Source organism: Pseudomonas sp. CFBP 13719 (assembly GCF_014842095.1).
In the GTDB taxonomy this organism is placed as follows: Bacteria; Pseudomonadota; Gammaproteobacteria; order Pseudomonadales; family Pseudomonadaceae; genus Aquipseudomonas.
Genome location: NZ_JACYVB010000014.1, coordinates 43,294 through 55,330, shown reverse-complemented (window position 1 = coordinate 55,330; position 12,037 = coordinate 43,294). Strand labels below are relative to the sequence as shown.

At 63.9% G+C, this 12,037-nt stretch carries 10 protein-coding genes; 4 read left to right on the top strand and 6 right to left on the bottom strand.

Annotated features, from left to right (window positions below):
• Nucleotides 1-2: 2 nt before the first annotated feature.
• The 5 genes from IFT57_RS26085 to rpiA form a co-directional block, all read right to left on the bottom strand.
• Nucleotides 3-794: a MetQ/NlpA family ABC transporter substrate-binding protein gene (locus IFT57_RS26085; protein WP_122795841.1), complete on the bottom strand. Its 792-nt coding sequence runs from the start codon at nucleotides 792-794 to the stop codon at nucleotides 3-5.
• A 118-nt stretch (nucleotides 795-912) separates the two neighbouring features.
• Entirely contained in the window at nucleotides 913-2,271 is a 1,359-nt protein-coding gene (locus tag IFT57_RS26080; RefSeq protein ID WP_192153148.1) for an LLM class flavin-dependent oxidoreductase, read from the bottom strand.
• Nucleotides 2,271-3,476 carry an SfnB family sulfur acquisition oxidoreductase gene (locus tag IFT57_RS26075; RefSeq protein WP_192153147.1) on the bottom strand — a complete coding sequence of 402 codons (1,206 nt, stop codon included), beginning with the start codon at nucleotides 3,474-3,476 and terminating at the stop codon, nucleotides 2,271-2,273. Before IFT57_RS26075 ends, IFT57_RS26080 begins: the two co-directional genes overlap by 1 nt.
• Nucleotides 3,477-3,496: 20 nt before the next feature.
• A complete protein-coding gene (locus IFT57_RS26070) occupies nucleotides 3,497-4,747 on the bottom strand; it encodes an SfnB family sulfur acquisition oxidoreductase (protein ID WP_192153146.1) in 1,251 nt (416 codons plus the stop codon).
• Between the two features lie 479 nt (nucleotides 4,748-5,226).
• Nucleotides 5,227-5,904, bottom strand: coding sequence for a ribose-5-phosphate isomerase RpiA (gene rpiA, locus IFT57_RS26065; RefSeq protein ID WP_122714267.1), 678 nt, complete (start codon nucleotides 5,902-5,904; stop codon nucleotides 5,227-5,229).
• A gap of 137 nt (nucleotides 5,905-6,041) precedes the next feature.
• Here rpiA and ilvA point away from each other — a divergent pair, with 137 nt between their 5' ends.
• Both ilvA and IFT57_RS26055 read left to right on the top strand, forming a co-directional pair.
• Complete coding sequence (ilvA, locus tag IFT57_RS26060; protein ID WP_122714268.1) at nucleotides 6,042-7,556, top strand: threonine ammonia-lyase, biosynthetic; 1,515 nt, start codon at nucleotides 6,042-6,044, stop codon at nucleotides 7,554-7,556.
• 170 nt (nucleotides 7,557-7,726) lie between these two features.
• Complete coding sequence (locus IFT57_RS26055; RefSeq protein ID WP_122714411.1) at nucleotides 7,727-8,173, top strand: DUF2269 family protein; 447 nt, start codon at nucleotides 7,727-7,729, stop codon at nucleotides 8,171-8,173.
• Nucleotides 8,174-8,304: 131 nt separating this feature from the next.
• On the opposite strand, the gene IFT57_RS26050 is transcribed toward IFT57_RS26055, so the two are convergent.
• Complete coding sequence (locus IFT57_RS26050; protein ID WP_192153145.1) at nucleotides 8,305-8,958, bottom strand: histidinol-phosphatase; 654 nt, start codon at nucleotides 8,956-8,958, stop codon at nucleotides 8,305-8,307.
• Between the two features lie 140 nt (nucleotides 8,959-9,098).
• On the opposite strand from IFT57_RS26050, the gene IFT57_RS26045 reads away from it, so the two are divergent.
• Both IFT57_RS26045 and ptsP read left to right on the top strand, forming a co-directional pair.
• Nucleotides 9,099-9,578 (top strand): RNA pyrophosphohydrolase, encoded by a 480-nt coding sequence (locus tag IFT57_RS26045; RefSeq protein ID WP_043191776.1) that lies wholly within the window; start codon nucleotides 9,099-9,101, stop codon nucleotides 9,576-9,578.
• A 22-nt stretch (nucleotides 9,579-9,600) separates the two neighbouring features.
• Nucleotides 9,601-11,880, top strand: coding sequence for a phosphoenolpyruvate--protein phosphotransferase (gene ptsP, locus IFT57_RS26040; RefSeq protein WP_122714414.1), 2,280 nt, complete (start codon nucleotides 9,601-9,603; stop codon nucleotides 11,878-11,880).
• Nucleotides 11,881-12,037 lie beyond the last annotated feature (157 nt).

Below are 12,037 nucleotides of genomic sequence, written 5' to 3'. Positions count from 1 at the left end.
GTTCACTCCTTCCAGCCGACTTGGTAGAGCTTGCCGTTGACCTTGTCGAGCGAGGCGCGCACCACTGGCGAATGCTGGTAGATGTCGATGAACTTGGCCAGGCGTGGATCGTCCTTGCGCTCGGGCTTGATCACGAACTGGATGACGTATTCAGGATGATCCAGACCATCGAACAGCAGCGCCGAGCCTGCGTCGAAGGTCTTGGACAGGCGAATGTAGGCCGGGTAGCCCTGCACCAGATCGGCGTCGTCGTAGGCACGCACCAGCTGCACCGCCTCGACCTGGAGAATCTTCAGGTTTTTCGGGTTGGTAAGAATGTCCTCTTCGGTGGCCTTGTAGCCCACGCCCGGCTTGAGGGTGATCAATCCGGCCTTGGCCAGCAGTTGCAGGCCTCGGCCGCTGTTGATCGGGTCATTGGCAATGGCGACGGTCGCGCCCTTGGGCAGTTCGTCGAAGCTTTTATAGCGTTTGGCATACAGGCCGACGTTGTTGATGATGCCCGGCGCATAGGGCACAAGGTCAGTGCCGGCCTGGGTGTTGGCGTTTTCCAGGAACGGCATGTGCTGGAAGTAGTTCACGTCGATGTCGCCGGCGGCCAGGCTGACGTTGGGCGCGATCCAGTCGGTGAATTCCACCAGCTTGACGGTCAGGCCCTGTTTCTTGGCTTCCTCCACGGCGCTTTCCAGGGGGATGGCGAAGGCGGCGGTGGTGCCGACGATGAGAGGCTTGTCATCGGCGGCATGGGCTGCGCCGGTGAGGAGGGTGAGGGCGAGCAGCAAGGTGTGTTTGAGCATGTTGGATTTCCAGTGATTTTTTGTGTTGTTTGGGGTGGCCTCTTCGCGGGTAGAACCCGCTCCCACATGAGCGTGCGCTCGTTGATTGTGGAAGCGGGCTTCCCGCGAAGAGGCCCGATCAGGCACCGCGCTTGTAACTGAATCCGGCATGCCCTTCAGGCAGCCCGGGGCCTTGGCCGAAGACCTTTTCGCGCAGCGTGCCCTGGGCATAGGCGGTCTTGTAGGAACCGCGCGCCTGCAGCACGGGAATCACCAGGTCGATGAAGTCGGCGTAGCTTTCCGGGGTTACCGTGCGGGTCAGGTTGAAACCGTCCAGGCCGGTCTCGGCGATCCAGGCTTCAAGTTCGTCGGCGACCTGTTCCGGGTCACCGACCAAGGTGATGTAGCGCCCGCCCAAGGCGTGTTGGTCGAGCAGCTTGCGCCGGGTCCAGTCGTGGTTCTGCAGGGTCTTGGTGGCCGACTCGATGGCATTGCCCTTGATGTACTGAATGGGCTCGTCGAGTTCATAGCGGGCGAAGTCGATTGCCGTGGAGGCGGCGAAGTGGGCGACACCGGCCTCGGCGCTGGCGTAGCTGCGGTACTCGTCATGCTTGGCCCGGGCCTGCGCCTGGGTGGCGGCGACGATGACCGTGATGCCCATGAAGACCTTCACGGCCTGAGGATCGCGGCCGGCCGCGCGGGCTGCGTCGCGGACCTTGTCCACCTGGGCGCGGGTGGCCTGCTTGTTCTGTCCGCTGATGAACACGCATTCGGCATGCTGACCGGCGAACTGCAGGCCGCGTGCCGAACTGCCGGCCTGGAACAATAGCGGCGTGCGCTGCGGTGAGGGTTCGCACAGGTGGTAACCCTGAACCCGGTAGAACTCGCCTTCATGCTCTACCTTGTGGACCTTTTCCGGCTGGGCGTAGATACGCCGTTCGCGGTCCTCGATCACGGCATCGTCTTCCCAGCTGCCTTCCCAGAGTTTGTAGAGCACTTCCAGGTATTCGTCGGCCTGATCGTAGCGGCGGTCGTGCTCCACCTGCTGGGTCAGGCCCATGGCTTTGGCGGCGCTGTCCAGGTAGCCAGTGACGATGTTCCAGCCCACCCGGCCACGGGTCAGGTGATCGAGCGTGGACAGGCGCCGGGCGAACAGGTACGGCGCCTCGTAGGTCAGGTTGGCGGTCAGGCCGAAACCCAGGTGGCGGGTAACCGCGGCCATGGCCGAGACCAGCAGCAACGGGTCGTTGACCGGCAGCTGGATCGACTCCTTGAGCGTCACGTCGACCGAGTCCTGATAGATGTCGTAGACCCCGACGATGTCGGCGATGAACAGGCCGTCGAACAGGCCGCGCTCCAGCAGCTGGGCGAATTCGGTCCAGTATTCCAGCGTCTTGTACTGGCTCGAGGTGTCTCGTGGATGAGTCCACAGGCCGTGGTTGATGTGGCCCACGCAGTTCATGTTGAAGGCGTTGAGCAGGATCTGCTTCTTGCTCATCAGATCGTCCCCCGGCGCGGTGGCAGCTGGTCGTTGAGGTAGTAGTTGCCGATGGCGTGGTACTTCCAGCGCACAGGGTCGTGCAGGGTGTGTACGCGGGCATTGCGCCAATGCCGGTCGAGGCCGTGCTCGGCCAGGGTGGCCTGGCTGCCGGCCAGCTCGAACAGGGTGCTGCCGGCGGCCAGGGAAATTTCGGTACTGAGCGCGCGGGCTTCGGCCACGGCGATCGAGGCGGCGCCGACGGTTTCGGCGGTGGGCTCGGCCTGCGCCTTGTCCAGCACCTCGCCGGCACGCTCGAGCAAGGCTTCGGCAGCATGCAGACGGATTGCCAGATGACCGAAGCTCTTGAGTGACAGCGGATCCTCTACAGCCTTGTCACTGGTAGCGTCGATCCATGGCCGAGTGCGGGTGCGGACGAACTGCAAGGCGTCCTCGAACGCCCCGCGCGCGATGCCGGTGTCGATCGCGGCATGCAGGATCTGCGCGAACGGGCCGATCGTTGTGGGCCGTTCGAACGCGCTTTGAAACGGCACGATGGCGTCGGCGCTGACCCAGACATTGTCGAACACCACCGAGCCGCTGCCCGTGGTGCGCTGGCCGAAGCCGCTCCAGTCATCGATGACCTCGACCCCGGCACTGTCGGCGGGCACGAAGGCCAGTTGCTGTACGCCCTGTTCATCGATCACCGACGTAGGAATGCACTGGGCATACAGCGCGCCGGTGGCGTAGAACTTGCGGCCATGAATGCGGTAACCGTCGCCGTCGCGGGTCAGGCGCGTGGTGCGGTCGTGGGCGGTTCGCGTGCCCAGTTCCGCCAGGGCGTTGCCCAGCCGCTGGCCTGCCAGCACGTCGGCGTACAGGCGCTGTTGCTGCGCCGGGCTGCCGTTGATGCGCAGCACTTCCAGGGCATAGAAATGATTCTGTGGGATCTGGCCCAGCGAGCCGTCGGCGGCGGCCAGCAGGGCGATGACCTGGGCCAGGGTCACGTTGGACACGCCGGCACCGCCGAATGCCTTGGGTACGCTGATGCCGCCCAGGCCGGAGCGCGAGAACAGCGCCAGTTCGCTATGGGGCAGCAGCCGTTCGCGGTCGCGCAGGGCGCTGTCGTGCTGCAACCGCGGGGCCAGCTGCCGGGCAACGTCGAGGGCCTGCTGGTCGTTGGCGATACGTGCGACGCCGTCGAGGGGGTGGGGCAATGAGCTCATGCTGATCTCCAGCGGTCTGGTCAAATCCAGGAATGGCGCGCAGGCAGGCTGCCGTTCAGGTGGTAGGCGCCGACGGCGTGGTATTTCCAGCGCACGGGATCGTGCAGGGTGTGCACGCGGGCGTTGCGCCAGTGACGGTCGAGGTTGAACTCGGCGAGGCTGGCGCGGCTGCCGGCCAGTTCGAAGAGCTTTTCGCTGGCGTGCAGGGCGATTTCGGTGGTGATCACCTTGGCCTCGGCTACGGCGATCGAGGCTTGCCCGGCAAGGGCGGCGTCCAGCGGCGCCTGGCCGAGCTGGTCGAGCACGCGCGCGGCCTTGCGCAGCAGTGCCTGGGCCGCGTGCAGCTCCAGCTTCAGGCGACCGATGTCGGCGATCACGAAAGGATCGTCGCTGGCGCGCTCGACCCCGGCATCGATCCACGGGCGGGATTTCTCGCGGACGAAAGCGATGGTGTCGTCGATTGCCGCAGCGGCAATGCCGGCGTCGATGGCCGCTTGCATCAATTGCGATACGGCGCCTTGGATGTTCGGTTGTTGCGCCTGGCGCCAGATCTCCACGACATGGGTGTCGGGCACCTGCACGTGTTCCAGCACCACAGTGCCGCTGGCGGTGGTGCGCTGGCCGAAGCCGGACCAGTCGTCGATGATGCGCAGGCCGGGCGTGCCGCGCCGCACGAAGGCCATGACCAGGCGCTGGTGCTCATCCACGGCCTTGACCGCCACCCAGTGGGCGAACAGCGCGCCGGTGGAGTAGAACTTCTGTCCGCTGATCTGCCAGTCGTCTCCGTCGCGGACGATGCGAGTCTTGATCTCCAGGGTGTTGCGAGTGCCGCGTTCGGGGCCGCCATTGCCGATGCGTGCGCCTTGCAGCACGGCGCTGAACAGCGTCTGCTGCTGGTGCGCGGTGGCAGTGCCGCGAAGCATCTGCAGGATGCCGAAATGGTTCTGCGGAATCTGCCCCAGGGCCGGATCGGCGGCGCTGATCAGGCGAAATACTTCGGCCAGGGTCTCGAAACTGACGTCCGGGCCGCCGAAGGCGCGTGGCACGGTGATGCTGCCCAGGCCGCTTGCGCTGAATTGCTCGATCAGTTGCCAGGGCAGTTCGCGTCGCTGGTCGCGCCCGGCGGCATGGGTACGGGCACTGGCAGCGAGGGCTCGCGCGGCGTCGAGCGCGTCGAGGTCACTGCGCAGTATCTGCGCAGGCACGAGTGCCGGGCCGTTGTCGGCCGGGGTGGGTTGAGAGTGTTCGAGGGAAATCGAGTGGGTGACCATACCGTCCTCACGTCATGCACGGCGTATGTCGCCTTGCTTTGGTGTACGCAGGTCCGGTGGTCCGGTGTATATACCCTAATCGTTTGTTAAATTTAAATGAACTAACGATTGGGAATATGGATAGATGTGTTTTTTACCGCAGTCATGTCATGTAGGAGCGGCCTGTGGCCGCGAAGGGGGCGCTGCGGTGTGTCAGGCACACCGCAGTGTATTTTTCGCGGCCGATGACCGCTCCTACGGGGGGGCATGCGGTGATTCCCGTAGGAGCGGTCCGTGGCCGCGAAGGGCGCGCTGCGGTGTGTCAGGTGTACCGCAGTGTGTTTTTCGCGGCCGATGACCGCTCCTACGGGGGGGCATGCGGTGATTCCCGTAGGAGCGGTCCGTGGCCGCGAAGGGCGCGCTGCGGTGTATCAGGTGTACCGCAGTGTATTTTTCGCGGGCAGAGGGCTCGCCGCCCGCCCCGCTCCCGTAATCGAGGATCAGGCGGGGCGGGTGAGGGTCTTGACGCCTTCGGCGGTGCCCAGCAGCAGCACATCGGCCGGGCGGGCGGCGAACAGGCCGTTGGTGACCACGCCGACGATGGCATTGATCTGCGTTTCCAGCGCCACCGGGTCGGTGATCTGCATGTTGTACACATCAATGATGATGTTGCCGTTGTCGGTCACCACACCCTCGCGATAGACCGGGTCGCCGCCCAGCTTCACCAACTGGCGGGCGACGTGGCTGCGGGCCATGGGAATGACCTCCACCGGCAATGGAAACTCGCCCAATACCGGCACCAGCTTGCTGCCGTCGGCGATGCAGATGAAGGTGGTGGCCACGGCCGCAACGATTTTCTCGCGGGTCAGCGCGGCGCCGCCGCCCTTGATCAGGTTCAGGTGCTCATCGCTTTCATCGGCGCCGTCGACATAGAACTCCAGGTCACCGACGCCGTTGAGTTCGTACACCGGGATGCCATGGCCCTTGAGCCGCGCAGCGGTTGCCTCGGAGCTGGCCACGGCGCCGTCGAATGCGCTCTTGTGCTGGGCCAGCGCATCGATGAAGCAATTGGCGGTGGAACCGGTGCCGACACCGACAACGCTCTTTTCACCCAGCTTGGGCAGAATGAAATCCACGGCAGCCTGGGCGACGGCCTGTTTGAGTTGGTCCTGGGTCATGCGAGCTCCGCAGCGGCAGTTGGGGCTCTGATGATTGCGGCCCCGAAGGCGCGCATTATAAGGGCAAAACCTTGGTTTTGCGGTGGGCGTTGGCTTAGACTCGTCGGTCCCGCCCGTTATCGTCAGTGATGTCTGCCATGCTCGAACAGTACGTAAAGATGATCCTCACCTCGCGCGTCTACGACGTCGCGGTGGAAACCCCTTTGCAGCCCGCCGGGCAGCTGTCCGAGCGCCTGAACAACAAGATTCTGCTCAAGCGCGAAGACCTGCAGCCGGTGTTCTCGTTCAAGATTCGCGGCGCGTACAACAAGCTGTCGCAGCTCACCGCGCAGGAAGCAGCGTGCGGCGTGGTCACCGCGTCGGCCGGCAACCATGCCCAGGGCCTGGCGCTGGCGGCGCGCGAGTTGGGCATCAAAGCCACCATCGTGATGCCCAACACCACGCCCGAAATCAAGATCGCGGGTGTGCGCTCGCGCGGCGGCATCGTGGTGCTGCATGGCGATTCGTTCGCCGAGGCCCTGGCGCATTCGCTCAAGCTGGTAGAAGAGCAGGGCATGGTCTACATCCATCCCTACGACGACCCCTATACCATTGCCGGGCAGGGCACGGTGGCCATGGAGATTCTGCGCCAGCATCCGGGTGACCTCGACGCGATCTTCGTACCGGTGGGCGGCGGCGGGCTGATCGCCGGCATTGCCGCGTACGTCAAATACCTGCGGCCGGGCATCAAGGTCATCGGCGTCGAGCCGGACGATTCCAACTGCCTGCAGCAGGCGATGCGCGCTGGGGAGCGCGTGGTGCTGCCGCAGGTCGGGCTGTTCGCCGATGGCGTGGCGGTGGCGCAGATCGGTCACTACACCTTCGAGATCTGCAAGGACCATGTGGACGAGGTGATCACCGTCAGCACCGACGAGATCTGCGCGGCGATCAAGGACATCTACGACGACACCCGTTCGATCACCGAGCCTGCGGGTGCTCTCGGGGTCGCCGGGATCAAGAAGTACGTCGAGGCCCGAGGCGTGTCGGGGCAGACCCTGGTGGCGATCGATTCGGGCGCCAACGTCAACTTCGATCGGTTGCGCCACGTGGCCGAGCGAGCCGAGCTGGGCGAGGGCCGCGAAGCCATCATTGCGGTGACCATCCCCGAGCGTCCGGGCAGCTTCAAGGCGTTCTGCGAGGCCGTCGGCAAACGCCAGATCACCGAATTCAACTACCGCTACCACACCGGCCATGAAGCGCACATTTTCGTCGGGGTGCAGACCCATCCCGAGCGGGACCCGCGCGCGGTGCTGCTGCAGACCCTCGAGGCGCATGGCTTCCCGGTGCTGGACCTGACCGACAACGAACTGGCCAAGCTGCACATTCGCCATATGGTCGGCGGCCATGCGGTCAGGGTCAGTGACGAGATGGTGCTGCGCTTCGAATTTCCCGAGCGTCCGGGCGCGCTGTTCAACTTTCTCGACAAGCTGGGCGGGCGCTGGAACATCTCGATGTTCCACTACCGCAACCATGGCGCCGCCGATGGGCGTGTGGTGGCTGGGTTGCAGGTGCCCGAGGATGAACGCCATCTGGTGGCCGGCGCGCTGGCCGAGATCGGCTACCCGTTCTGGGATGAAACGGATAATCCGGCGTACCAGTTGTTCCTGGGGTAGTGATGCGGTGCACCGGCTTGGGTCTGCGGGGTGTCATTCGCGGGCAGAGCCCGCTCCCATAAGGTAAGTGGGTGTATCAGTTGTTTCAGGGTCAGGTCTCGCTGTGCTGAACTCGATGGCTGCTACGCTTGTCGATGATGCATCGTAATGGCCCACGAGGATCACGCGTCATGGAAAGCCTGGCGGTTCTGAAAATATTCCACGTCGCCGCCACCGTTGTGCTGCTGGGCAGCGTGGCGGCCGTCATCTACCGAGCCTGGCGCAGCTGGAAGGGCGGCGACCGGCTACCGTTCGCCAGCACCCTGCAACGGCCCTGGGTGTATGCCTGGCTGGTCATGGCCCTGAGCCTGGTGAGCTTTCCCGTCACGGGATGGTGGCTGGTACACAGAGTGGGCTGGCCTTTGGGGCAAACCTGGATTCTCACCGCCGCGGTGCTGTATGTGATCGGCGGTGGGGTCTGGTTGCTGCTGATCAACCGGGTTAACCGCCTGCGTTTCGCGACTGGGTTGAACGAAGGCGTGATCGCGGCCAAGCGCCGCAATGTGCTGATCATCGCGGCGGTGGCCGTAGTGGTGTTGCTGTCGATCATCGGCTTGATGGTGACCAAGCCTGCCTGAGACCCGCTGCGGAGCGATCCTGTGGGAGCGGTCCGTGGCCGCGAAGGGGCGCTGCGGTTTGTCAGGTACAGCGCGGTGTGGCTTTCGCGGCCGATGACCGCTCCCACAGGAGATGGCCGTTCCAGCGGGTATCAGCGCAGGGAGATTTCTTTCCAGCCGCGGCGTTTGGCTTCTTCGTGCAGGCGCGGGTCCGGGTCGACTACCACCGGGTGGGCGACTTGCTCCAGCAGGGGCAGGTCGTTCATCGAATCACTGTAGAAATAACTGTCCTGCAAGTCGTAGCCGTTCTCTTCCATCCAGCGATTCAAACGCGTGACCTTGCCTTCCTTGAAGCAGGGCACGTCGAAGCTGTGCCCGGTGTAGCGGCCGTCAACCATTTCGACTTCGGTTGCCAGCAAGGTTTCGACACCCAGCCGCGCGGCGATCGGGCCAGTGACGAAGCGGTTGGTAGCAGTGATGATCACCAGCTTGTCACCTGCATCGCGATGCCGTTGCAGCAGGGCCGCGGCCTTGGGCAGCATGATGGGCTCGATGCAATCGCGCATGAACTCCCGATGCCATTCATCCAACTGCGCCACATCGGTCGCCGCGAGGATTTCCAGGGTGAAATCCAGGTACGCGTTCAGGTCCAGGCGGCCTGCCAGGTAATCCTCGTAGAACTCATCGTTGCGTGCCTTGTACGTGTCGGCATCGAGAATGCCGCGCGTGCACAGATAATCACCCCAGGCATGGTCGCTGTCGCCGCCGAGCAGCGTGTTGTCGAGGTCGAAGAGGGCCAGGCGCATGAAATGACTCGCATGAAGTAAGGAAAAGGCCCACAGAATACGGACTTTTCACATGCGTGCACATAAGCTACGCGGCGTCGTTGCTGCCTTCACAGGCTTTGTGGAACAATGCCAGAACATGCGTTTACGAGGTTGTTGCCGTGATCGACCCCGATGGTTTTCGCCCTAACGTTGGCATCATTCTCACCAATGACGCCGGTCAGGTGCTATGGGCTCGGCGTATCAATCAGGACGCCTGGCAATTCCCGCAAGGGGGTATCAACCCTCAGGAAACGCCGGAAGAGGCCTTGTACCGCGAGCTGAATGAAGAAGTCGGGCTGGAACGCCAGGATGTTGAAATACTTGCCTGCACCCGCGGCTGGTTGCGTTATCGTCTACCCCAACGCCTGGTGCGTACGCACAGCCAACCGTTGTGCATCGGCCAGAAACAGAAGTGGTTCCTGCTGCGCCTGGTGTCCAATGAGCAGCGCGTGCGCATGGACCTGACCGGCAAGCCCGAGTTCGACGGCTGGCGCTGGGTCAGCTATTGGTATCCGCTGGGCCAGGTGGTGACATTCAAGCGCGAGGTCTACAGACGCGCGCTCAAAGAGCTAGCCCCGCGCCTTCTCTCGCGCGACTGACGACGGAGTTCGACCCCGAGCCATGCTCAATACGCTGCGCAAGATCGTCCAGGAAGTCAACTCCGCCAAGGATCTCAAGTCGGCGCTGGGGATCATCGTGCAACGCGTCAAGGAAGCCATGGGCAGCCAGGTCTGCTCGGTGTACCTGCTGGATCTGGAAACCAACCGCTTCGTCCTCATGGCCACCGAAGGCCTCAACAAGCGTTCCATCGGCAAGGTCAGCATGGCCCCCAACGAAGGCCTGGTGGGCCTGGTGGGCACGCGCGAAGAACCGCTCAACCTGGAAAATGCCGCCGGCCACCCGCGCTATCGCTACTTCGCCGAAACCGGTGAAGAGCGCTACGCATCGTTCCTCGGCACGCCGATCATCCACCACCGGCGTGTGGTGGGGGTACTCGTGATCCAGCAAAAGGAGCGGCGTCAGTTCGACGAGGGCGAAGAAGCCTTCCTGGTCACCATGAGCGCGCAACTGGCGGGCGTCATCGCCCATGCCGAAGCCACCGGCTCGATCCGTGGTCTGGGACGTCAGGGCAAGGGCATCCAGGAAGCGCGTTTCGTCGGCGTGCCCGGCTCGCCCGGTGCGGCGGTCGGGACCGCGGTGGTGATGCTGCCGCCGGCCGATCTGGACGTGGTGCCCGACAAGAGCGTCAGCGACATCGATGCCGAGTTGGCGTTGTTCCAGAACGCGCTCGAAGGCGTGCGCAACGACATGCGCACCCTGTCGGCGAAACTCGCCACGCAGCTGCGCCCTGAAGAGCGGGCCCTGTTCGACGTCTACCTGATGATGCTCGACGACGCCTCGCTGGGTAGCGAAGTGACCAACGTGATCAAGACCGGGCAGTGGGCCCAGGGTGCGCTGCGCCACGTCGTGACCGAGCACGTCAACCGCTTCGAATTGATGGACGACGCGTATCTGCGCGAGCGCGCCTCTGACGTCAAGGACCTGGGGCGACGCCTGCTCGCCTATCTGCAGGAGGCGCGTCAGCAGACCCTGGTCTACCCCGACAACACCATCCTGATCAGCGAGGAACTGTCGCCGGCGATGCTCGGCGAGGTGCCGGAAGGCAAGCTGGTGGGCCTGGTGTCGGTATTGGGCTCGGGCAACTCCCACGTCGCCATTCTGGCGCGCGCCATGGGCATCCCGACGGTGATGGGCCTGGTCGACCTGCCGTATTCCAAGGTCGACGGCATCAAGATGATCGTCGATGGCTACCACGGCGAGGTCTATACCAACCCCAGCGACATTCTCAGCAAGCAGTTCGCCGATGTGGTCGAGGAAGAGCGGCAACTGGCGCTTGGCCTCGACGCCTTGCGCGAGCTGCCCTGCATTACCCTGGATGGCCACCGCATGCCGTTGTGGGTCAACACCGGCCTGCTGGCCGATGTGGCCCGTGCGCAGCAACGCGGTGCCGAAGGTGTGGGGCTGTACCGCACCGAAGTGCCGTTCATGATCAACCAGCGCTTCCCCAGCGAGAAGGAACAACTGGCGATCTACCGTGAGCAGTTGGCGGCCTTTCACCCGCTGCCGGTGACCATGCGCAGCCTGGACATCGGTGGCGACAAGTCGCTGTCGTACTTCCCCATCAAGGAAGAAAACCCGTTCCTGGGCTGGCGCGGGATCCGCGTGACCCTTGACCATCCGGAAATCTTTCTGGTGCAGACCCGCGCCATGCTCAAGGCCAGCGAGGGCCTGAACAACCTGCGCATTCTGCTGCCGATGATTTCCGGCACCCACGAGCTGGAAGAAGCCCTGCACCTGATTCACCGGGCCTGGGGCGAAGTGCGCGACGAAGGCACCGACGTGCCGATGCCGCCGGTGGGGGTGATGATCGAAATTCCCGCAGCGGTGTACCTGACCAAGGAATTGGCGCGGCAGGTCGATTTCCTCTCGGTCGGCTCGAACGACCTGACCCAGTACCTGCTGGCCGTGGACCGCAACAACCCGCGCGTGGCCGATCTCTACGACTACCTGCACCCGGCCGTGTTGCAGGCCTTGCAGCATGTGGTCACCGAGGCGCATGCCGAAGGCAAGCCGGTGAGTATCTGTGGCGAGATGGCTGGCGATCCGGCGGCGGCGATCTTGTTGATGGCCATGGGGTTCGACAGCCTGTCGATGAACGCCACCAACCTGCCGAAGGTGAAGTGGATGCTGCGCCAGGTGAACCTGAGCAAGGCCAAGGAGCTGCTGGCGCAGTTGAGCAAGATCGACAACCCGCAAGTTATCCACAGCTCGCTGCAGCTGGCCCTGAAGAACCTGGGCCTGTCGCGGATGATCAATCCGAGCACGCCGAAGAAGCACTGAGGCGTGCCTCGAGAATTCCGAAAGCAGAGCGGTCAAGTGGCCGAAGACCGCTCCTACAGATAACTTTGTATCCGTGGGAGCGGTCTGCGGCCGCGAAAGGCCTCCGGCGACTCAACTGGCACACTGCGGTGCTCATTTCGCGGCCGAAGACCGCTCC

Bases quoted from the DNA above. Each gene is read 5' to 3' on its own strand.
- ptsP (WP_122714414.1), top strand. From the start codon at position 9,601: ATGCTCAATACGCTGCGCAAGATCGTCCAGGAAGTCAACTCCGCCAAG.
- IFT57_RS26085 (WP_122795841.1), bottom strand. From the start codon at position 794: ATGCTCAAACACACCTTGCTGCTCGCCCTCACCCTCCTCACCGGCGCA.
- rpiA (WP_122714267.1), bottom strand. From the start codon at position 5,904: ATGACCCAGGACCAACTCAAACAGGCCGTCGCCCAGGCTGCCGTGGAT.
- ilvA (WP_122714268.1), top strand. From the start codon at position 6,042: ATGCTCGAACAGTACGTAAAGATGATCCTCACCTCGCGCGTCTACGAC.
- IFT57_RS26055 (WP_122714411.1), top strand. From the start codon at position 7,727: ATGGAAAGCCTGGCGGTTCTGAAAATATTCCACGTCGCCGCCACCGTT.
- IFT57_RS26080 (WP_192153148.1), bottom strand. From the start codon at position 2,271: ATGAGCAAGAAGCAGATCCTGCTCAACGCCTTCAACATGAACTGCGTG.
- IFT57_RS26070 (WP_192153146.1), bottom strand. From the start codon at position 4,747: ATGGTCACCCACTCGATTTCCCTCGAACACTCTCAACCCACCCCGGCC.
- IFT57_RS26050 (WP_192153145.1), bottom strand. From the start codon at position 8,958: ATGCGCCTGGCCCTCTTCGACCTCGACAACACGCTGCTCGGCGGCGAC.
- IFT57_RS26075 (WP_192153147.1), bottom strand. From the start codon at position 3,476: ATGAGCTCATTGCCCCACCCCCTCGACGGCGTCGCACGTATCGCCAAC.